The following is a 21,246-nucleotide window of genomic DNA, read 5'->3' as shown; positions in this document are numbered from 1 at the left end:
GGCACCCGACAGTCTACGAATCCACTCCGCCGATGCCGACCGACGCGGCGTCGATCGTCACCCAATCGGGGTACTTGGCCGACCGGGTGTCCCCGGACGACCGCCCGCGCAGCCGGCGGATCATCCACGGCGTCAGATGGCTTCGCACGAACCGCAGATCGTCGACCGCCCGCGGGACGCGTGACGTCACGGTTGGGCGCTCGGGAACCGGAACGGTGTGCACGCCGAGTGTCCGCAGCACCTGTGCGGCGACCCGCTGATGTCCGATGGGATTGAGATGGAGCCGATCGTCGGACCAGTACACCGGGCGACGGATCTCGTCGTCGTGGAACATGTCGACGAAGGTGATGTCCTCGGCCGACGCCAGCGACGAGATCTGAGCGGTCAGGTACTCGCCGCGTGCGCGGATCGTGTCGCGGAACGGAAGGCCTCCCGACGGGTCGGCGCCCGCGAGCAACACGACCTCGATCCCGGCGTCGCGGCAGCGCTGCACGGCGGTCCGGGTGAGGTCGATCAGTCCGGCGAGGTCGATCCCGCGGCGCAGCATGTCGTTGCCGCCGCCGTTGAAGGTCAGCAGGGTCGGCAGGGGATCGAGCGCCAGCGCGGCGTCGATCTGGTCGGTGGCGATCGGCGCCAGCAGCCGGCCGCGGACCGCCAGATTGGCGTAGTCGATGCCGCCGTACTCGGCGGCCAGGCCGGCCGCGACCAGATCGGCCCACCCCTGCACCTGGTCACCGGCGATGTCGCCGCCCACACCTTCGGTGAAACTGTCGCCGATCGCGACGTAACGCATTGTGCTCCTGTAGCTCTCGGTTCCGGTAGCTCCCGACGCCCTGTCGTGAATCGGTGGTGTCTACGTGACGGTCACGCCGCCGTCGACGGCGACTGTCTGGCCGGTGACGTATCCCGATGCGGCCGAGGCGAGCCAGATCGCGGTCGCGGCCAGTTCCTCACCCTGACCCATGCGGCCGAGGAGGACTCGCGGCAGTTGGCTCTCGAGGTAGCCGTCGTGGTAGGTGTCGGTCATCTCGCTCTCGAAGAACCCGGGGGCGATCGCGTTGACGCGGATACCTTTTCGCGAACCCCACTGCTGGGCCAGGTCGCGGGTGAGGCCGATGACGCCGGCCTTGCTCGCGGCGTAGGCAGCCTGGGGAAGGCCGGCGGTGGTGATGCCGAGCACGCTGGAGATGTTGACGATGGCGCTGCCCGGCTGCATCACGCGCCCGCATGCCTGCGCCATCCAGTACGACCCGTTGAGGTTGACGTCGATGACCGAGCGGAACTGCTCGGGCGTCTCGCGGGTCGCCGGAAACGCCGTGCCCACACCGGCATTGTTGATCAGGATGTCGACGCGTCCGAACGTCTCCATCGCGCCGTCGACGACCGCCTGGCACTGGTCGGGGTTGGCGACGTCGGCCGGAACGCTGAGCGCCTTGCGGCCCAGGGCTTCCACTGCCGCCGCGGTGTCGGCGAGTTTCTCGGCGCGACGAGCCGCCAGCACGACGTCGGCGCCGGCCTCGGCGAAGCCCTTGGCGAACGCGACGCCGAGACCCGACGACGCGCCGGTCACGACGACGACCTTGTCAGTCACGTCGAACAGATCCATCACGGACATGAAACTCCTCTGTCTCCTGGGGTGGTCACCTGTGCTGGTCAGAACCAGGCGGGGTCGGTGTCGAGGGTGGTGCGGTCGAGCGCTGCGACCAGGTCCAACTGCGTGCGGGTCTTCGGCAGTTCGTAACGGAAGAAGTACTGAGCCGCGGCCCGTTTGCCGTCATAGAAGTCGCCGGTCCGATCACCCACGGCGAGAAGCTGTTCGAGCCACATCCAGGCGATCACGATGTGTCCCGCGGCCTCCAGATAGGCGGTGGCGTTGGCCAGCGCGACAGCCGGATCGCCGGTGGACCAGGCGGTGGCGGTGGTGGCGACGAGATGGTCGACGGCCGTGCGCAGTTGCACACCGAGTTCGGCCGTGGCGGGGTCGGCGGAACTGCGCTCGACGGTATCGCCGATGGTGTCGGTCAGCAGCGTCAATCCGGCGCCGCCCGACATCACGACCTTGCGGCCGAGTAGATCGAGTCCGTGGATCCCGTGCGCACCCTCATGGATCGGGTTGAGCCGGTTGTCGCGGTAGTACTGCTCGACGTCGAATTCCTTCGTGTAGCCGTACCCGCCGTGCACCTGGATGGCGAGGCTGTTGGCCTCCAGACACCACTGGGACGGCCAGCTCTTGGCGATCGGCGTGAGGACGTCGAGCAGGAGGCCGGCGCGCGCGTTGTCGTCGCCGGCGCTGGTCTGCTGGATGTCGACGAGCTTGCTGCAGTACAGCCCGAGCGCGAGAGCGCCTTCCACATAGGACTTCTGGGCCAGCAGCATCCGCTTGACGTCGGCGTGCTCGATGATGGGCACCGGCTTGGACGTCGGGTCCTTCTGGTCGACGGGGCGTCCCTGGGTGCGCACCTTCGCGTACTCCAGGGAGGCCTGGTAGCCGGCGTATCCGAGTGAGGTGGCAAGGAATCCGACGCCGATCCGGGCCTCGTTCATCATCTTGAACATGTAGGAGAGGCCGCGGTGCTCTTCTCCTACCAGGTATCCAACCGCGCCGGATTCGGTTGTCGGGGAGTGGGTTCCGTCGCCGAAGTTCAGGAGCGTATTGGTCGTCGCGCGGTTGCCCATCTTGTGGTTGAGTCCGACGAGCGCGACGTCGTTGCGGGTGCCGTCGGCGAGATACTTGGGCACCACGAACAGTGAGATGCCCTTGACGCCGGGGCCGCCGCCCGGGGCCTTCGCGAGGACGAGGTGAACGATGTTCTCGGACAGTTCGTGGTCGCCGGCGGAGATCCACATCTTGGTGCCGGTGATCCGGTAGGTGCCGTCGGCCTGCGGCTCCGCCTTGGTGGTGATGTCGGCGAGCGACGACCCGGCCTGCGGCTCCGACAGACACATGGTGCCGAAGAAACGACCCTCGACCATCGGCCGCACCCAGGTGTCGATCTGTTCGTCGCTGCCGTACTCGGCGAGGAGGTTGGCGTTGCCCGCGGTCAGGAACGCATACGACGACATCGCCGCGTTGGCCGCCTGGAACCAGGCGCTCGACGCGCGGTTGACCACAGTGGGCAGTTGCATGCCACCGAGCGACTCGTCGAAGGAGCCCGCCATCAGACCGGCCTTCACGTACTCGTTGATGCCGCTCTCGACCTCGTCGGGCAGCACCACCTTGCCGTCGTCGCCGACGTACGGCTCGTTCTGGTCGCCGAGCTTGTTGACCGGTTCGAACAGTTTGGTGGCCAGGTCCTCGCTGAGGTCCAGTACGGCGTCGAAGGTCTCGCGGGAGTGCTCCCGGAACCGCTCACGGGTGGTCAGCTCCTCGACGTCGAGCCATTCGTAGAGCAGGAACTCGAGGTCGCGACGGGAGAGTGGGGCGGCCATGGGACTCCTTCGTCAGCTAAGCGGTCGCTCATTTCTAAGCGCTCGCTTATGATGCACCGTGCGGGGTGATCCGGTCAATGGGACCGAGGTCGAGGGAGGTGTCAGATGGCCGCGACGCGTACCGGCGAGTCCGCCGCGGCCGAGCGCATCCGGCAGGCGGCGATCGCATCGTTCGCCGAGGTCGGCTACGGCGGTACATCCACCCGGCAGATCGCGAAGCGGTTGAACATGAGCGCCGCTGCCATGTACCCGCACTACCGGTCGAAGGAAGAGCTGCTGTACGCGATCGCTCTGGAAGGTCACCGAGGGGTCCTGGCGGCGATGCGCGCGGTCGACGACGCTGACCTGCCTGACAGCGAACGGTTGCGCGTCGTCGTCGACGAGTTCGCGCGATGGCAGGCCGAGCACCACGAGCTCGCGAAAGTGGTGCAGTACGAACTACACGGCCTGACCCGCGAGCATTACCGGACCATCACGGCCATCCGGCGCGAAACCACCGAGGTGCTGGCCGAGATCGTGCGACGCGGGGTCGCCTCGGGCGAGTTCACCGTCGGTGCCGCCGACGATGCCGTCCTCGCGTTGTCGTCGTTGTGCGTCGACGTGTGCCGATGGTTCCCGTCACGCACCCACCGCGATCCGGTCGTGCTGGGACGCGCCTACGGAGACCTGGCCGTTCGAATGGTCCGCTGACCCGCGCCGACAGAACCCCGAATCGCGCCGACAGAATCCCGGATCGCGCCGACAGAACCCCGGATCGCGCCGACAGAACCGTTGTCCGCCTGAGTGAATCCTCAGCCCGCGCCGATGTGCCCGCGCAGATGGCGTCACCGCAGACTCTCGATGCGGAGGCGACGGTCGATCGCGATGCTGTCGACGAAGTTCTGGGTTCCGTCGGCGCATTATCGGGTTCTCTCGACGAGATTCCGGGTTCTGTCGGCGGGATCCGGGGTTTCTCTCGGCGGGGGCGCGAGGCGGCTGTGCGCTATCCCGCCGGCGTGGCGCCGAACGACCCCGACGGCAGCAGGGGCTCGTTCATCCGGGGTGCGTACTGGTCGAAGTAGACGCGCGCGATGAGTTCCCGGCGGCTGCGCACGCCGGCTTTGTCGAAGATGGACTTGAGGTGGTCCTGCACCGTGTAGGCGGAGACATGCAGAGTCGCGGCGATGTCCTTGGTCGCCACGCCCTGCAGCACCATCTGGGTGACGTCGCGTTCGCGGGAGGTCAGGCCGAAAGCCGCGACCACGAGGGGCACGATCTCCGGCGGCCGGGCCTCCTCGATGGTGACGACGACCTCGCCGATGCGGCCGTCGGTGTTCGACAACGGAGAGGCGTGCACCACCAGCCACATACCGGACGCGCCACGAACCCGCAGTCGGGGAGGCACATCCGTCTCGCCCCGGCCGTAGCGGCGGGCCGCGCCGACGAGAGCGGTGATGACCGACGTCGCGGCGCCACTGTTGCTGCCCGCCAACAGGTCGTCGAGACGATCATCCGTGCCTGCGCTCATCTGGATCACCTGATCGCCCCCGTCGACGATCAACACACTCGGGCCGGAGGGCTGCGTTTGCGGCTCGGCGATCACGGTGGCCAGCAGGCCGGTGCGCACCCCTCTCGCCAACGGCTGGGACACGGTGCGCAGGAAGTCGACCTCGTCGGTCGTGAACGCCGTTGCGCCGGTCTCCCGGAAGATCGCCAGGGCACCCCACACCTGCTCGCCGTCGCGCAGGATGACACGTGCCTCGTCGGTGAAGTCGAAGATCGGCGCCATGAACTCGCCCATCCGGTGTGAGCGCTGGGGCTCGCCTGCCGTCAGCTGGTGCATCCCGACGGCGTCGACGCCCGACATCGCGAGTTCCCGGAACGACGACGACTCGGTCATCCCGTACTCGATCAGGCCCCACTCGTCGTCGTGGTCGTTGCGGCCGAGGAGACTGCCGTATTTCCGTGCGCCGGTCAGCAGCAGGGTGTTCGGGTCGACGGTGGCCATGCACGCCGCGGCGTGGGGGACCGCTCGGGTGAGTGATTCGACGGCTTCACCGATGAAGTCACACACGTCGAGTCCGGCGCGGGCGAGCACGTCGACATCGCTGCGCACCCGCTCGGCAGCCAGACTTCGCGTCATGCGATGATTCTCCGTTTCTGCAGGTCATCTGTCCATCCCAGATAAGTGGGAGACTTGCCGGGGCTAATGCGGAGGGGCCGCGGGACATCCCGCGACCCATCCGCAGTTGGTTCACCCGATCCGCGAGAACATCCCTTCCGGATCGTGCCGCTGCCGGATCTCGGTGAGCCGGGACCAATCGTCGGCAGACCACAGCGTCGCCAGTTCGGCGGCCGGGGTCTGGCCCGCGAAGTTGAGGACGCCTGAGGTTGCCCACGGCGCGACCGCACCGTTGACCGCGGCGACGTGCGCCGCCGCCTGATCGCCCAGCGGGCCGGCCGGCACCCCGACCGCGAGCAGCCCGTAGGCGGCTCCACGACCGGTCACCGCGTTTGCCAGTCCTTGCGGTCTGGCCAATTCGCCACCCAGCAACCGGATCTCGACGATGGCGAGCGGACTCGGGACCTGCGGTCCGGCCACCGTCAGCAGAGCGTCGACCGCCTGTGCCGGTAGATCCGCCACGCCGCATCCCCGTTCCATGCTCGGCAACGGGCCGGGCGGGTCCATGTGCACCGCATCCATCGCCGCGACCGGCATCACGTCGACGTTCTGCAGCAGCACCGGGCCGACGTCGCGCATCGGGGCGAGCAGCTGGGCGCCCACCGCGGGGTCGCCGGTGTAGGTGAAGCGCAGGTGCACAACGGTCTGTCCCTGCAGCGGCGGCGGCAGCGTCGGGTCCGGCGGCAGGCGCAGGACCGCGACCGAAGTACCTGCGGCGTCGGGCAGCGACGGTGCCCACTCCCGCCACGCGTGGAGCACCTCCGCGGCGGCCGCGCCGGCGAAGAAGATGCCGCCACCGTAGATCGTGGCGAGCTCGACGAGGTCGAACTCGATGGCGGTGACGATGCCGCAGCCGTCCCGCCCGCCGAGCAGCGCCCAGAACAGGTCGGATCCGGCGCCGGCGTCGACGGTACGGATGGTGCCGTCGGCCGTCACCACCTCGATGCGCCGGACCCGGTCGGCGGCGAAGCCGAACTGTCGCCCCAGCGGGCTCAGGCCGCCGCCGAGCGTATAGCCGATCACTCCGACCGACGACGACGAACCGACCAGTCCGGTCAGGCCGTGCGGTGCGGTCGCCGCGATCACGTCACGCCACCGCACGCCGGCTCCGACCCGGGCTGTCTTGGTGACCGGGTCCACCTGGATCTCGGTCATCCGAGACGTCGTCACCGTGAGATAGCCCTGCCCTTCGATGACGGGGCCGTGTCCGGTGGAGCGCACACCGACGCGCATGCCGTTGGCCCGGGCGTATCGGACCGCCTCGGCGACATCCGCGGCAGACCTGGCGCCGACGACGAGCGCCGGAACGGGGGTGCCGGCGACATTGAAGCCGGCCAGTTCGGCCGCGTAGTCGGGGTCGCCGGGGGTCAGGACCGGGCCGGCGACGACGGCGTCGAGCTGTGCGACGGCCGCGGTGATCGACGGTGGGATGTGTTCTTCGGGGGTGGTGAGGGACATGGGATTGCTCCTGGGAGATGGGTTGGGAGAGTGGGGGGGTGCTGGTCTGGGTCTCGATACGCGCTCGGCTAGCGCCTCGCGCTACTCGACCAACGAAAAAACGGGGCGCTCGGCTGGCGGAAGGGAGGTCTCGATACTCGACCAGCGGGAGGAGCGCTCGGCTGGCGGAAGGGTTGTCCCCAACTCGCTGGTCGAGTAGTCCGAGGCGCTAGCCGAGGACGTATCGAGACCTCGGACGGTCAGCGCCCGGCCTGCGCCGTGATCTCGATGGCGAGGCCCGGCAGGGCGAGGGCGGCCACGCCGATCAGTGCGGCGGGAGGGGTGGCGCCGTGCGCGTCGAGGCGTTCGGTCAATGCCTCGTAGGCAGCGAGTGTCCCGGGGATGTCGGTCGAATAGATGGTCAGCATGAAGACGTCGGCGAGCGTCATGTCCGCCGTCGCGAGGATTTCCTCGATGTGGTGCATCGCCAGTGAGAGTTGCGCTCCGACGTCACCTTCGTGCAGAACGGTGCCGTCGTCGTCGACGGAGGCCTGGCCGGCGATGGTGAGGACCTCGCGCGGCGCCGGCCGCAACTGGGCATGGTCGAAACGGAACTGGGCGTTCCACTCCGATGGGTTGATTCGGACGGTGGTGGGTGTTGGTGTGCTCATGTATCGAGATTCGCCCGTGTGCACAACATTTCCCATCCCGCGTCGCCGGGAACTTCGGCACCCAGAATTCTGGGGGTGGGTCCGACGTCAGATCTGGGCCGCGCCCCGATCAGCGGGCGGTGACACCCTCCCAGGTGATGTCGCCGTGGTCGGAGCCGAGCCCGGTGGCGACGATTCCGGCTACCGCACAACCGATTTCGGCTGACTCGAGCAGGCTCCGGTCATGACCTCGCGCGGCGATGAAGCCCGCCGAGAACGCGTCCCCGCACCCGCTGGTGTCGACGACGACGACCTCACGGGCAGCGGCGTGCTCGGCGTCGTCGGCGGTCACGACGTACGCGCCGTCGGCGCCGGCGGTCGGTGCCACGCAGGCGACGCCACGGTCGATGAGCCGTCGACAACCCGTGATGAGGTCGTCCTCGCCGCTGAATCCGCGTACCTGGTCGTCGTTGGGGAGCAGATAGTCGAGGTGGGGCAGAACCGGTTCGATCCAGGCCAGCAGGCCGGGATCGCCGTCGGCGAGGATGTCGGCGGAGATCGTGACGCCGGCGGCCCGGATGTCGGCGAGCAGCGGCGCCAGCTCCGGCGGATTGAGGAGTTCCGGGGCGCCGATGTGGACGTGATCCATCCCGGTCAGCAGCTCGAGCGGGGCGTCACCGAGTGGGTAGGCGAGGTTGGCGCCCGGCTGGTGCAGCGCCGGTCGGTCACCGTTGCTGCGGATGGGCAGCATGCTCATCGACGTCGGCTGTCCGACTCGCACCAGATGGCTGGTGTCGACCCCGAATCGGGCGAGCATCGTGACGAGCAGATCGCCGGGATCGTCGGCACCGATCGCGCCGACCGTGTGGGTGTCGACGCCGAGCTTGGCCAGGGTCAGCGCGGTGCCGCCGGCAGGTCCGGCCGCCGACATCCGCATGCTCTGGACGAGGGCCGCGCCCTGCCCGTCGGGGATCTCGTCGACGGGTTGTGCGAGCACGTCGAGGACGTGGGCACCGAAGGTGGCGACTCTCATGCTTTCCTCCTGGGGAACGGCGAGTACTGGCGTTGTGTCGCGGTCACGATCACCTCGACGATGTCGTCGTGGGTCAGCGTCGCCGGCGGTGCGAGAGCCGCGGACCGCAAGTACACCTCCGCCAGCCAGTCGACGAGTTCGATGCGTTCGCAGGCCATCTCGATGTCGTCTCCGAACGCCACCGAGCCGTGGTTGCGCATCAGCGCGGCGGTGCGCTCCGACAGCGCTGCGGTGACACCGTCGCGCAGCTCGTCGCTGCCGAACACAGCGTAGGGCGCCACCCGTATCGTCCCGCCGAGCATCGCCGCGGTGTAGTGGACGACGGGCAGTTCGTCGACGATGTTGGCGACCGCGATCGACGCGACGGGATGGGCGTGCGCCACGGCCGTCGCGGCGGTGTGTCGGTAGACGTCGAGGTGGATGCGAAGTTCAGAGGTCGGGGCGTACTCGGTGTCCTCGACGATCACGCCGTCGAGATCGACCACGACCATCTGTTCGGGCGTGACGTCGGCGAGCCGGGAACCCGACGGTGTCAGGATGACGTGGTCGCCGGTACGGACCGAGAGGTTTCCGCCGGTCCCGTGGGTCATCCCGGCGCGATCCAATCGGTGCGCCGCAGCCGCCAGATCCGTTCGCTCGTCGGTGAACCGCACGTCGTGAGCGTACGGCACACCGGGTGCCCGCGAGGTGGTGGCGGTGCAGCCCGGCACCGTGCTCGCGGTCGTCCGAACGAACGAACTCCGACGATCGTGGAACCGCCGTGCGGTCAGGTGCGTCCTAATTCCGTTGAGGGCACACGGATGGGAGCGTCATGCGAGCAGCGAATCTCACAGACCTACGCCAGATGATCATGCCGCGCCTGGTGGCGGGTTTCAGTGAACTCGGGGACCTGGAATCGGACGCGCGTGATTGGGCCGAGGACACCGACGGTTCACCCGACGACGCCGTGGCCGCGGTGCAGGACATGTGGGCGGTCCGCGCCGCCGAGGAGAGGGACTGGCCGGACGCCGGGGATTATGGGCGGCTGCGCGCGGCGTTCGACGACCTCGACGGCATCGGTGTCCTCGCCCGGATGAACTTCGCCTGCTGTGCGCGCTGCGCCAACGCGCGGATCGACGAGGAACGCACGCCTGCGCCGGAGCGGGCCGACTGGTACAAGTTCCGCGAGTGGGCGTATGTGTTCTTCGACGAACAGGACGCCGAACACCTCGCCGACGACGAGCCCCGCCTGCATCTCACCTACAACGGGTTCCGGCCGCACGAATCGCTGCCGGCCGCGGTGCTCGACGCGATGTCCGACGGCGACGCGGACGCCGAGCACCTCGCCTACGAACAGACGGAGACGTTGCTGGCCGAACAGATCGTGGAGGTGCTGCGCAAACATGACCTGGACGTCGAATGGTCGGGGTCGCGCTTCGATCCGCTCGTCGTGCGGATCACGGCGTGGCGAAAGCCGTTGCCACAGAACGCCATGTCGTGATCACGGGGTCACACGTCGATGCCGAACTCCTTGATCTTCCGGTAGATCGTCGCCCGTGAGATACCCAGCGCGGCCGCGGCGGTCGGCTTGTTGCCGCCGTTCTCCTCCAGACTGCGAACGATGGCGTCGCGCTCGAGTGCCTCGATCCGCGTGAGGGTATGGCGGCTCAGCGTGCGACACGACGGCGGGAGCTGGTTGACGTCGATCACGCCGGAGCGTTGATGACTCACGATCTCCCGCAGGATCTGTCGGAGTTCGGCGATGTTCCCGGGCCAGCTGTACTTGCTGAGCTGACGCATGGCCGCCGACGAGACGGTGAGTTCGCGTCCGCGCGTCAGCTGACGCAGCAGTGTCGGGATCAGGTCGTGGAGGTCTTCGATCCGGTGCCGCAACGGCGGAATCGGGACGGTATGAGTGAAGAACGGCAACAGGATCGCTGCCGCGTCGGCGTCGTGGAGCGCATCCACGGTCACCTCGCCGACCGTCACGCCCACCCAGCCCGCGCCTTCGCGGCCTTGGAGCATGTCCGCGATGTGTGCCAGCGTCGCCCCGTCGAGGGTGTCGATGTCGCGCAGGACGACACTGAAGTCGTCGCGGTCCAGTTCCGCGTCGAGCGCATCGAGCGATTCCGGTACCCGCAGATCCGCACCCGTGAACACCCGGACATTGCCTCGGGTGAGCGCCGCGCCGGCCCGCAGCACGGTGGACCGTCCGGTGCCGGTCTCGCCGGATGCCGCGATCCACTCGCCGTCTCGGGTGTAGCGGACCACGCGATCGCAGGACTGCCGCCACGAGGAGCTCCGGCCGACGACGCCGGGGAGCGCCGAACCACGTCGCCGCGGCGTCGCCGCCGGTTCGAATCGGTCGTGGCCGTCGATGAGGTGAACGTGGAAGATCGCCATGCCCGCGGAGGCATCCCAGTACTCCGGCACCGGGGAGAGCCGAGCGACGCGGCCGCTGGCCATCGTGCCCACCCGTCGGGACATCGTTGCGTCGACGGTCTGATCGACGGCGTGCTCGAGTAAGGAGATCTGATCCTGCGGGTCGATGGCCAGCCGCAACCGCTGATTCATCAGGACGACCTCGCCCGCGATGGCCAGCACCATCATCTGCGGAGCGCGCCGACAGGTGGCCAAGTAGGCGTTGAGCAGCCGTGACTCGCGTTCGCTTGCCTGAGACAGCATGCGTTGCTCGATCTGCGCGGTCGCCGACTTCGCCAGCGACAGCAACAACGGACCGCCGTCGTCGGCCAGCCCGGTGAGGTCGAGAGCGCCGACGCATGCCCCGGACACCGGGTGCACGATCGGCACGCCCGCACAAGACAGGTCGGCGAGGACCCCGGCGTAGTGTTCGGACCCGCGGACCAGAGTGGCCTGGCGATTCTCCAGTGCGGTTCCGATGCCGTTGGTGCCGGCGTGTTCCTCGCTGTAGCTGTAACCGGGAGCCAGACTGACGTCGTCGAGCATTCGTCCCAGCGGCCGGTGCGCGGTCGCTCGCGAGAGCACGACCCCGTCGGGCGATGTCAGGATGATGCTGACCGGCTCCGCACTCAGGTCATCGGCCAGCTGCCGGATGACCGGCCTTGCCGCGGTGACGAGCGGACTCTCGAGATTGGGCTCGCGGACGAACGGCAACTCGAGGCGGTCGGCATGCACGTTGAAGGCCCGGGATCGGCGCCACGAGGTGGAGATGCTGTCGCGTACTCCGGCGGCGATGTTGTCGTCGGACAGGAAGCGTTCACGCGCCGTCGCCATCGCGGTGGGCGTGCCGGACTGTGAAGTGGGCTGAGAACTCACAGAAAACGAACTCCCTTGTGATGTGGATCTCACATCGGTCACGAGTCTAACCGAGCTCGGCGGCCCGGAAGGGCCGGTCGCGATCAACGCCGCGAACGCTGTCGTTCGGATCACGACCGGCCCAGCTCATCGGGGAACAGCGGATCAGTAGATGTTCGAGGGCCTCACCATCCCCTCCGCGAGATCGCCGAAACCGGGCGCGTCGATCGCACCGGGATTGCCGAGAACCTCCTCGACCACCGCTGTCTCGGTGGTGATCAGCAGGGCGGCGATCGACGCGGCACTCTCCAGTGCGGCCCGCGTCACCTTGCACGGATCGATCACCCCTTCGTCGAACATGTCGCCGTATCCACCGGTGAGGGCGTTGAACCCGTGCCCGATCGGCAGACCCGTCACGACCTTGACGACCTCGTCACCGTCGAATCCGGCGTTCGTCGCGATCCAGAACAGTGGCTCGGCGAGTGACCGTCGCACCACGTCGATGCCCACCGCGTCGTCCCTCATGGCGTCGTCACCGTCGGCGGTGAGGGATTCGAGTGCCCGGTGCGCCTGGGCGAGCGCGGTGCCGCCGCCGGACACGATCCCGGCCTCGACGGCCGCGCGCGTCGCGGCCAGCGCGTCCTCGACGCGGAGCATGCGTTCCTTGAGTTCGACGCTGGTGACGCCCCCGACCCGGATCACCGCGACTCGACCGGTGAGCCGGGCGACCCGGAGCTCCAGACTGTCGCGGTCGGCGTCGATCCGAGCTCGGCTCAGTTGTGCCTCGAGTTGGGCGACCCGGGCATCCACCAGTGCCTGATCCCCGTGGGCGCCGACGATGGTGGTCTCGTTCTCGGTCACCGTCACCCGATCGCAGGTGCCCAGGTGTTCGACCGAGACCTCGGACAGGTCGAGCCCGGTGTCCTTGGCGATCACGTGGCCACCGAGCGCCACGGCGAGATCCTCGAGTTCGGCGACTCGCCGGTGCCCGAAGCCCGGCGCGCGTACCACCACCGACTGCATCGTCTTGTGCATGTTGCCGCCCACGAGCAACTGCAGGGCGGGACCGTCGACGTCCTCGGCGAGCACCAGCAGCGGCCGGTCGGCGCGTTTGGCCGACTCGATCGCCGGCATGATCTCCTGCACCGAGGTGATCTTCTTGTTCGTCAACAGCACGACCGGGTTGTCGAGCACCGCCTCCATGCGTTCGTGGTCGGTGACCATGTAGCCGGAGATGTAGCCGTGGTCGAACTCGATCCCGTCGACCACGTCGACCGACAGTCCAAGGGTGTCGCTCTCCTCGGTGGTGATCACACCGGTGCGGCCGACATGTTCGACCGCGGAGGCGATCACCGCGCCGATGACCTCGTCGTCGCTGGCGGCCAGGCTGGCGATTCGTTCGAGATCGGCCCGGCCGCCGATCTGCACGGCCTGGTCGGTCAGTGCGTCGATGACGGCGGCGACCGCCCGTTCGATACCGCGGCGGACGCGCATCGGATTGGCACCCTGGTCGACGGCACGCAGCCCTTCGCGGACCATGGCCTGCGCCAGCACCGTGGCGGTGGTGGTGCCGTCGCCGACCACCCCGTTGGTCTTCATGGCGACTTCTTTGACCAACTGGGCGCCCATGTTGGCGAAGGGATCTCGCAGTTGGATCTCCCGGGCGATGGTGACCCCGTCGTTGGTGATGGTGGGTGGGCCGGTGAGCTTCTCGAGGACCGCGTTGCGGCCCTTCGGTCCGAGGGTCACCTTGACTGCGTCTGCCAGGGCGTTGACGCCCCGTTCCAGCCGTAGCCGCGCTTCGGCGTTGTAGCGCAACTCTTTGGCCATGGTGTCACTGCCTTTCGTGAATTGTGTTGGGGATCAGGGGATGAGGATGGCGCGACCACGCACTCGGCCGGCGTCGAGGTCGTCGATCGCCTGCTGATAGTCGTCGAGGGCATATTTGGTCGTGTGCAACGTGACCTTGCCCTGGGCGGCCAGGGTCATCAGTTCTGTCAGGTCGTTGTAGGACCCGACGAGATTGCCGATGAAGTTGATCTCCGTGGAGATGACGTCGATGGTGGGGACGTCGATGTTCTCGCCGTATCCGACGACGAAGTAGTTGCCGGCCCGACGTAACATCGCGATGCCTTCCGCGGTGGCGCCGCCCTCGCCGACGAAGTCCAGCACCGCTTCGGCGCCGTGACCGCCGGTCATCTCGAGGATCTGCTGCACATGTGTGCCGTCGGCGACGATGCCGTGATGCGCTCCGACCTCGACCGCCAATTCCACTGCGGCCGGGTTGCGGTCGACGACGACGATGGTGACTCCCGAGATGGCGTCGAGCACCTGGATGCCGATGTGGCCAAGACCGCCCGCGCCGATCACCACACAGGTGTCGCCGGGCCGGGTCATGCGCGCGACCTTCGCCGCGGCGTGATATGCGGTGAGGCCGGCATCGGCCAGGGCGGCCACATCCGACGGTTGCAACGAGTCGTCGATGCGTACGACGCTGCGTGCGGTGGTCTTCAGATACTCGGCGTACCCGCCGTCGGTGTCGATTCCGGGGAAATCGCTGTTCTCACAATGCACGTCGTCGCCATCGCGGCAGGCGGGACACAACCCGCAGGTGATCAGCGGATGCAGGATGACGGTGTCGCCGACGGCCACATTGGTGACGGCATCACCGACCGCGTGCACCCAACCGGCGTTCTCGTGGCCGATCGTGTACGGCAACGTGACCTGACTCTTCTCGGCCCACTGGCCTTCGAGGATGTGCAGATCGGTGCGGCACACCCCGGCCCCGCCGATCTTCACGATCACATCGAGGGGACCGGTGATCTGCGGATCTGGGATGTCGGTGAGCTGCAGCTTGTCGTGGTATCCGACCACCTGGACGGCTTTCATGATGTTCTCCTCGGCGATCGCAGGTCGGTGATGACCGGGCCGCTGCGGCCATCGCAGTCGGCGTCGTCGGCGTATCGGGTGGCCAACAGGCCACGGCAGAAATGCCCGTTGCCCTCGATGGAGATCCGGACCGATCGGGCAAAGCGCAGGGCCATGGCGATGTCGTCGCGTGCGACGGGATGGCCGTCGTCGTCGACGAGGACAAGACTGTTGGGGCACAGGCTCAGTCCCGCGTTCACCCGACGGCGCAGCAGCGCGGCCTTCGCCGGCCCCGGCGGCAGATCCCGCACCGTGAGGTGCCCCAGGTCGGCGATCGTGATCTCGCCGGATGCCAGCAGCGCGGACACGCAGCGCTCCATGGCAGCGGTGTGCGCCTTGCGGACGAAGATCTCCCGTAGCTCGTCGAGGCTGTCGTCGGCCTCGGCTCCGAAAGTGCCCACATAGCCCGCCTCCGCGGCCAGACCGGCGTTGATCTTGTCGCTGTCGTGGTGGTCGTCGAGAAGCACACGGACCAAACCGATGTCGTCGATCTGATGTAGCGCGTCCTGCGCGTCGGAGGCCATCAGATAGGCGAAATTCGGTGAGCAGAACGACGTGGGAAGCCGCAGATGCACGGTGACGCCGTCGTCGTCGATCAGGATGGAGCGGACGAAGTTGAGGTCGGTGATCGGTTCGTCGAGCTCGGGATCGACCACCGTGCCCAGGGCGGCGAGGACGGCGTCGGTGACGGCGGTGGTCACCGGCCCGTCGGCCACCGCGGTCATGCGCTCACCGCATCTTTGGCGCCGGCCGCGACCTCCACACCCGGATCGGCGGCATCGGTGGGGATTCGCAACTCCTCTGGGACTTCGATGTTGGGATACAACGCGGCCGCGTTGAGGCCCAGGATCTTCTTCTTCTGGTCGACGGTGATGGGCGCGTACTCCGTCATGTCCTCGGGGATCTGAAAGTCGACGAATCGCTCCACCAGCCACTGCGGGGTCCACAGCGCGTAGTCGGAGGCGAACAAGATCTTGTCCTCGCCGATCCAGTACAGGAGTTCGCCGATGATCTGGGCGAAGTAGCGCGGGCGGGTGTGGATGAACGGGATGGCCACGGCAAGACCGCCATACACGTTCGACTCCTGGGTGGCGATCCAGCAGAAGTCCTCCAACCGGGGGAGACCCACGTGTTCGATGATGAAGTTCAGGTCGAGGTAGTCGGTGGCCACCTTGTCGACGTCGGCGACGTCGAAGGCGTCGCGGTCCAGCGGCCGGATGGTCGGCCCCTTGTGCACGTGGATGTTCTTGATACCCAGGTTGATACATTCTTCGAGGTACCGTCGCGACCACGGATCATCGAGTTTGTATCCGCGTGAGTCGCCGTGCCATTCGGCGGTGTAGAGTTTGACGCCCTGCAGCTGCATGGTCTCGGCGTCGCGCCGGAGTTGGACCAGGCCCTGCTCGCCGTCCCGCGGATCGTAGGCGTGGTTGTAGGTCAGTTTTCCCGGATTGTCCTGTGCCAGTTTGAGTGAGTCGTCGACCTGGGCGAATCCGTTCACATAGAACTCGCGCAGGATGGTGGCCTGGAAGATGGCGTGGTCGACCGGGCCGTCGACGAACAGGTCGTTCCACAGCCGGTCTGCTCCGTAGTAGCAATAGGTGTCGTAGTCCCACACCTGCTCCTCGGGGCTGAGATTCTTGTGATAGTCGTAGAAACAGTCGATGAACTGCTTGCCGTGGATGTTGCGCTGATTGGATTCACGACCGTCCCACAGGTGGACGTGGGCGTCGACGATGAAGTACTTGTCGCCGTTCTTCTCGTACATGCTTCTCACTCGCTCTCTCTGTTGGGCTGGAACAGGTCGGGGTGGAAATCACCGCCCGGGGATGTGGGAGTCACCCCCGGGCGGTGAGGTTCACGAGGACGCGGTCAGGTCGAAACCGATGAACTCGGCGGCGTCCTCCGGGCTGGCGAACAGCATCGTGCGGTCGTCGAGGTGGACCATGCGTCCGTAGTGCGTCGAGCTGATCTCCTCGAAGATCGATCCGTCGAAGTCCTGACCGAGGGCGTCGGTCAGTTCGTCGTAGTCGAAATCGAGACGGTTGACGCCGTCGACACGGATCATCGACGGGTACTCGGTCAGTTCCACGCCGTCCTTGGCGCCCATGACGTCGGCGACGACGCGGCCGATCGGCGTGTTCATGAGCGTCACACCGCACATGTTGGAGAACTCGGTCTCGGCTCCGAATTGCATACTGGTGCTCACTGGTTCAACTCCTCGGGGACGTCGGCGTCGATGGATTCGAGGACGCTGCGGAACTTGGCGATCGCGGCGTCGAGGCTGGCGGCGAAGGTGACCGGCTTGTCGGCCGGCTGCGACCAGATCGGTTGCAGTGCCCGGGCCGCGTCCAGACAACGTGGGACCCACACGGCCATCCACTCGTTCAGCAGGGCCTTGTTGGACTCGCCGTAGGTCTCGTCGCGGGTGAGGATGCGGAAGAGGTTGCGGGTGTAGGCGAGATCGCGGTCGTAGTCGTACTCTCCGGTGCCCACGATGGTGGGGGTGATGTAATCGCCGTTGCCCGCGGCCACCTGCATGACGAGTTCGGAACGGAACAGCGAACCCACCAGTTGCTCGAAGACGATGTTGGTCGCGAACAGCAGTTGGCACCAGTCGCCGACCGCCGTCAGTCGCTCCACCGTCTCCCGCACGGGTTGCCACTCGGGCGCGTTCATCCACACATCACGATGCGCGCTGCCGTCGAAATCGTCCTCCGCCTCGGCGAGGTCGAGGTTGAACAGGGCCAGGTCCTGTGCGAATCGCATCTTGTGGGCCGCATTGACCGCGACGGCGGTGTTGATCATGTTGGTCGGCCCGGACCGCTGGATGGAGGTGAACACATGGAGCGCGAGGCCGTTCTCCGCGTGCATCCAGGCACCGAGGTTGCGTTCGATGAACTTCAGCCACGGCTTGTTCCACACGTCATAGGCGCGGGCGCGTTTGGCGTTCTGCAGGCACAGGTCCACCTGGTGTACGACCGCCGAGTTGTTGCGGTAGATCGTCTGATCCCATTCCTCGTTGGGATCGAGAAAGGCATGCCAGTTGCTGGATTTCGCGGCCGTCCATTCCTGTGGGTAACCGCCCGGTCCGTCGCCGAACCCGTAGATCCACCCTTGTGTCAGGTGACGTTCCGGATCCGGCTGGACGTCGACGGTGACGTCCTCATAGGTGGTCGCACGCTTCTTGGCCGGCTGATAGTAGTTGTACTTGCGGCTCTTGCTGCTCGGGAATTCCTTGGCGCCGGCCTCGGCGTCGGTGAACTCGATGGAGGGGAAGCTGCGTTCCCGCGGTTCGGTTGGTGCGGACATACCTTTCGTTCCTGTCGTTCGGGCTTCTAGTCGAAAGCCGGGCTGGTGAACTTGTCGTAGAAGATCTGGTCCCTGGGCACTCCGGCCGTCTCGGCGAGGGCCAAGGCGGCGTCGACCATCGGGGGCGGCCCGCAGAAATACACCTCCGTTCGGGCTAGGTCGGGTTCGCATCCCTTGACGATGTCGGTGACGTTTCCTTCGGCCACGTGCACGCCGTCACCGACGTCGGCCATGGATTCCGACAGGCACGCGGTGAACGAGAAGTCGGCGATCTTCGCACCGAGAGAGGCGATCTCGTCGAGATAGAAGAGATCAGCGGCCGTCCGCGCCCCGTAGTAGAAGCGCACCGGACGGTTGATCTCGTTCTCGCTGATGTGGCGCAGCAGCGAGAGCAGGGGGGCCATGCCGGCCCCGCCGCCGATGGCCACGATCGGGAGCACATGGCCGCTGCGCAGCGTGCATGACCCGTACGGGCCGTTGACCATGATCTCGTCGCCGACGGAGAGTCCCTCCTCCAACATGCCGGCGAAGAGGCCCCCTGCGTACTTCTTGATGACGAACTCGAGCTTGTCCGGCGTCTGCTGGGTGGTCGCGATGGAGAACGACCGCTTCTCGTCGGTGCCCGGGACGAAGAGGTCGACGTACTGGCCGGACTTGAACTCGAATGCCGCGGGTTCCACGACGTCGAGCCGCAAGGACACGATGTCGCGGGTCAGCGGTTCGATCGCGGTGACCCGGGTGCGGACATCCTGGATCGGTGCGCCGCCGAGCAACTCGTCCTCGTCGAAGTTGAGCAGCTCGATGTCGCAGTCGCTGTATGCGTATGTCCGGCAGAGGAGTACGTACCCCTCGGCCTCTTCGGCGTCGTTGCACGCGAACGTCGAGTAGTCGTCCATCTGGACGTCCCCGTCGAGCATGTACGACTTGCATGCCGAGCACCGACCTTCACGACATCCGTGCATGAGGTGGATGCCCTGTCGGAACGCGGCGTCGAGAATCGTCTCGTCCTCGGTGACCTCCATCTCGATGTCGACGGGTTCGAAGTTGATGCGGTGGGTGTCGGCCACGGGTTCTCCTGTGTGAGTGGCTGGTTGGGGCCCGGTTCGCTGGTCGAGTAGCCGCGAACGGCGGTTGGGCTGGTGGACCCCAGTTCGCTGGTCGAGTAGCCGCGAACGGAGTGAGTGGCGTATCGAGACCTGGTGCGGTGGTCTCGATAACGTCCTCGCCTAGCGGCTCGGACTACTCGACCGGCGATGGGGTCGCCTGGCGGTCGTCTACTCAGGGATCAGAAGTCTGGTCCCTGAGGAGCGAGCTTGCGAGCGTCACGAAGGGCAGCAACCCGCGACCTCAGGCGGGAACGGCCCCGTTGCGGTTGGCCCGGTAGGCCGCGACGTGGGCGTCACGATCGGCGTCCGACATCTCGTTCAGCAACACATTCGGACTCTGGAAGGTGTTGCCGCGGACGTCGTCCAGCGTCCACATCTTCTTCGGATCGAGATCCAGATGCGGTTGCGGGATGAGCGTCTTGCCGTCGTCGCGGACGTAGCCGAGGTCCTTGATGATGTCGGCGAGGTCCTTGCCGTGGTGCAGCGTCTCCCATTCGCGGAAACCGGTGAGGCGACCCATGTTCGGTGTCTCACGGCCCTCGTACTCGCCGCGGAATGCGGTGGTGTCGGTCCACGCGCAGGTTTCCGAGCAGTAGGTGCGCCACTGGCCGTCGACCTTGTCGGTGACCATGTCCTCACGGATCAGGCACGGCACCATACAGGTCCAGCAGCGGTGCGGGTACTCGTAGTCGACATCCTCGAAGGCGATCGGATTGTTACGACCCGGGTAGGCGAGACGGTTGTAGTTCTCCCACCACTTGCCGAACTTGTTGTACCAGCCGGGGTACTTCTCCTCGAACCACTCGAAGTCCTTGTCGGTCATGGCGTCGATGCGCCAGTAATTGACCGGCCAGCCGGTGGCGAAGAACCGTGCCACCTCGTGCACGTAGTGCTTGTCGACGATGCGCTTCCACGCCTCCTCGACCAGATCGTGCGGGATCGTGAGACCGTACTTCTCCAGCGGCAGAAGATAACTGCGGTAGTAGTCGTCGTAGATCCAGCGCCGCCACATCTCCGCGTAGCTCTCGCGGTCCTTGCGGCGGTCCTTGGTGCCGTACTCGATGAACGTGCCGATGGCGGCGTCGACGACGCAGTGGTTGTTCCACCAGGCGTACCGCAGGTCGCGTTCGAGCAGTGGGCGATTGCGCTCGTCGGCCAATGCCATCAACAGGATCGAGTAGCCGTTGGAGATGTGCCGCGACTCGTCGGACTGGACCGAGTGGAACACGGTGGGCAGTAGGTAGTCACCGTTGGCGGCGGCCTCGTCGGGCATGGCGACGAACAGTGTGTTGGTGAATGCCGTCTCGGCGACGACCGTCAGGTAGATGTTGGCGGCGGTGATGGCATCACCGGTGATGAACCCCTCGCCGAACTGTCGGCCGATGGTGCCGGCGTAGTTGTTGGCGAACGCCTTCTCGGTGATGTCGAAGCCGGCCGGATCGATGTAGTTGTTCATGTACAGCTTCTTGAGGTTCATCTGGATCGTCGAATGACGAACCTCGTCGATCATCTGGACGGCGAGACCGTTGTGAATCTCCGGGTTGGGGACCGCGTCGATGGCCATCGGCATCGCGCGGGCTGCGGAGATCTCGGGAAACGGGATGATCGACAGGAACAACTTCTGCCATTCCAGCCACCGCTCCTGGACCTGCCGGAACATGTTGCCGCGGATCGCGCCGTCCATGGCGCCGTAGACGCGATTGTCCTTCTCCTCCTCCATCGGGAAGTAGGACCGCATGATCTGCTTGAGAGGGTCCTTCTTCGGGGCCTTCTCGAAGGTGTAGTCGGTGCCGAACCGGGTCGCCGGTGTCGCGAAGGTGGGCTCCCACGACAACTCGGTGATCTTCGCATGTGCTTTGGTCAAGCTCTGCCTGCTCAATGTGCGCCTCCTCGTGAGAAGGCCGACGAGGTGCCGGCCTGCTGGGCTGGAGCGCC

19 protein-coding genes are annotated in these 21,246 nt (G+C 66.6%); 2 read left to right on the top strand and 17 right to left on the bottom strand.

Annotated features, from left to right (window positions below; translation table 11 throughout):
• Positions 1–13: 13 nt before the first annotated feature.
• From VZC37_RS11210 to VZC37_RS11200, 3 genes are read right to left on the bottom strand one after another with little or no spacing between them, the layout of a single operon-like run.
• Positions 14–793, bottom strand: a complete 780-nt coding sequence (locus VZC37_RS11210; RefSeq protein ID WP_330432584.1) for an SGNH/GDSL hydrolase family protein — start codon at positions 791–793, stop codon at positions 14–16.
• A gap of 60 nt (positions 794–853) precedes the next feature.
• The gene (locus VZC37_RS11205) at positions 854–1,615 is read right to left on the bottom strand and encodes an SDR family NAD(P)-dependent oxidoreductase (RefSeq protein ID WP_330432583.1); all 762 of its coding nucleotides are present in this window, start codon (positions 1,613–1,615) and stop codon (positions 854–856) included.
• 38 nt (positions 1,616–1,653) lie between these two features.
• Positions 1,654–3,429, bottom strand: coding sequence for an acyl-CoA dehydrogenase (locus VZC37_RS11200; protein WP_330432582.1), 1,776 nt, complete (start codon positions 3,427–3,429; stop codon positions 1,654–1,656).
• Between the two features lie 105 nt (positions 3,430–3,534).
• Here VZC37_RS11200 and VZC37_RS11195 point away from each other — a divergent pair, with 105 nt between their 5' ends.
• Positions 3,535–4,119, top strand: a complete 585-nt coding sequence (locus VZC37_RS11195) for a TetR/AcrR family transcriptional regulator (RefSeq protein WP_330432581.1) — start codon at positions 3,535–3,537, stop codon at positions 4,117–4,119.
• Between the two features lie 292 nt (positions 4,120–4,411).
• On the opposite strand, the gene VZC37_RS11190 is transcribed toward VZC37_RS11195, so the two are convergent.
• From VZC37_RS11190 to VZC37_RS11170, 5 genes are all read right to left on the bottom strand, one after another.
• Positions 4,412–5,551 (bottom strand): LuxR C-terminal-related transcriptional regulator, encoded by a 1,140-nt coding sequence (locus VZC37_RS11190; RefSeq protein WP_330432580.1) that lies wholly within the window; start codon positions 5,549–5,551, stop codon positions 4,412–4,414.
• A gap of 111 nt (positions 5,552–5,662) precedes the next feature.
• Positions 5,663–7,048 carry an FAD-binding oxidoreductase gene (locus VZC37_RS11185; RefSeq protein WP_330432579.1) on the bottom strand — a complete coding sequence of 462 codons (1,386 nt, stop codon included), beginning with the start codon at positions 7,046–7,048 and terminating at the stop codon, positions 5,663–5,665.
• A gap of 239 nt (positions 7,049–7,287) precedes the next feature.
• Positions 7,288–7,698: a RidA family protein gene (locus tag VZC37_RS11180; protein WP_330432578.1), complete on the bottom strand. Its 411-nt coding sequence runs from the start codon at positions 7,696–7,698 to the stop codon at positions 7,288–7,290.
• Positions 7,699–7,807: 109 nt separating this feature from the next.
• Positions 7,808–8,710 (bottom strand): carbohydrate kinase family protein, encoded by a 903-nt coding sequence (locus VZC37_RS11175; protein WP_330432577.1) that lies wholly within the window; start codon positions 8,708–8,710, stop codon positions 7,808–7,810.
• On the bottom strand, positions 8,707–9,363 hold the full coding sequence (locus VZC37_RS11170) for a class II aldolase/adducin family protein (RefSeq protein ID WP_330432576.1): 657 nt from the start codon (positions 9,361–9,363) through the stop codon (positions 8,707–8,709). Before VZC37_RS11170 ends, VZC37_RS11175 begins: the two co-directional genes overlap by 4 nt.
• A gap of 158 nt (positions 9,364–9,521) precedes the next feature.
• Between VZC37_RS11170 and VZC37_RS11165 the strand changes: the two genes are divergently transcribed.
• Positions 9,522–10,190 (top strand): DUF6891 domain-containing protein, encoded by a 669-nt coding sequence (locus VZC37_RS11165; protein WP_330432575.1) that lies wholly within the window; start codon positions 9,522–9,524, stop codon positions 10,188–10,190.
• Between the two features lie 8 nt (positions 10,191–10,198).
• Here the strand turns inward: VZC37_RS11165 and VZC37_RS11160 are convergent, their stop codons facing one another.
• The 9 genes from VZC37_RS11160 to VZC37_RS11120 form a co-directional block, all read right to left on the bottom strand.
• Positions 10,199–11,944, bottom strand: coding sequence for a sigma-54-dependent Fis family transcriptional regulator (locus VZC37_RS11160; protein ID WP_330433123.1), 1,746 nt, complete (start codon positions 11,942–11,944; stop codon positions 10,199–10,201).
• Between the two features lie 186 nt (positions 11,945–12,130).
• On the bottom strand, positions 12,131–13,795 hold the full coding sequence (gene groL / locus VZC37_RS11155) for a chaperonin GroEL (RefSeq protein ID WP_330432574.1): 1,665 nt from the start codon (positions 13,793–13,795) through the stop codon (positions 12,131–12,133).
• 33 nt (positions 13,796–13,828) lie between these two features.
• Positions 13,829–14,854, bottom strand: coding sequence for an NAD(P)-dependent alcohol dehydrogenase (locus VZC37_RS11150; RefSeq protein ID WP_330432573.1), 1,026 nt, complete (start codon positions 14,852–14,854; stop codon positions 13,829–13,831).
• Positions 14,851–15,618 carry an iron-sulfur cluster assembly protein gene (locus VZC37_RS11145; protein WP_330432572.1) on the bottom strand — a complete coding sequence of 256 codons (768 nt, stop codon included), beginning with the start codon at positions 15,616–15,618 and terminating at the stop codon, positions 14,851–14,853. The genes VZC37_RS11150 and VZC37_RS11145 overlap by 4 nt, the downstream gene beginning before the upstream one ends.
• The gene (locus VZC37_RS11140; protein WP_330432571.1) at positions 15,615–16,661 is read right to left on the bottom strand and encodes an amidohydrolase family protein; all 1,047 of its coding nucleotides are present in this window, start codon (positions 16,659–16,661) and stop codon (positions 15,615–15,617) included. The genes VZC37_RS11145 and VZC37_RS11140 overlap by 4 nt, the downstream gene beginning before the upstream one ends.
• Before the next feature lie 90 nt (positions 16,662–16,751).
• The gene (gene mimD, locus VZC37_RS11135) at positions 16,752–17,090 is read right to left on the bottom strand and encodes a propane 2-monooxygenase effector subunit MimD (RefSeq protein WP_330432570.1); all 339 of its coding nucleotides are present in this window, start codon (positions 17,088–17,090) and stop codon (positions 16,752–16,754) included.
• Between the two features lie 8 nt (positions 17,091–17,098).
• A complete protein-coding gene (locus tag VZC37_RS11130; RefSeq protein WP_330432569.1) occupies positions 17,099–18,205 on the bottom strand; it encodes an aromatic/alkene monooxygenase hydroxylase subunit beta in 1,107 nt (368 codons plus the stop codon).
• A 26-nt stretch (positions 18,206–18,231) separates the two neighbouring features.
• On the bottom strand, positions 18,232–19,272 hold the full coding sequence (locus VZC37_RS11125) for a 2Fe-2S iron-sulfur cluster-binding protein (RefSeq protein ID WP_330432568.1): 1,041 nt from the start codon (positions 19,270–19,272) through the stop codon (positions 18,232–18,234).
• 280 nt (positions 19,273–19,552) lie between these two features.
• The gene (locus VZC37_RS11120; protein ID WP_330432567.1) at positions 19,553–21,190 is read right to left on the bottom strand and encodes an aromatic/alkene/methane monooxygenase hydroxylase/oxygenase subunit alpha; all 1,638 of its coding nucleotides are present in this window, start codon (positions 21,188–21,190) and stop codon (positions 19,553–19,555) included.
• Positions 21,191–21,246 lie beyond the last annotated feature (56 nt).

The sequence above is a fragment of the Gordonia sesuvii genome (assembly GCF_036350415.1).
In the GTDB taxonomy this organism is placed as follows: domain Bacteria; phylum Actinomycetota; class Actinomycetes; order Mycobacteriales; family Mycobacteriaceae; genus Gordonia; species Gordonia sesuvii.
The sequence above is the reverse complement of the archived record's forward strand: the minus strand, read 5'-3'. Positions and strand labels throughout refer to the sequence as shown.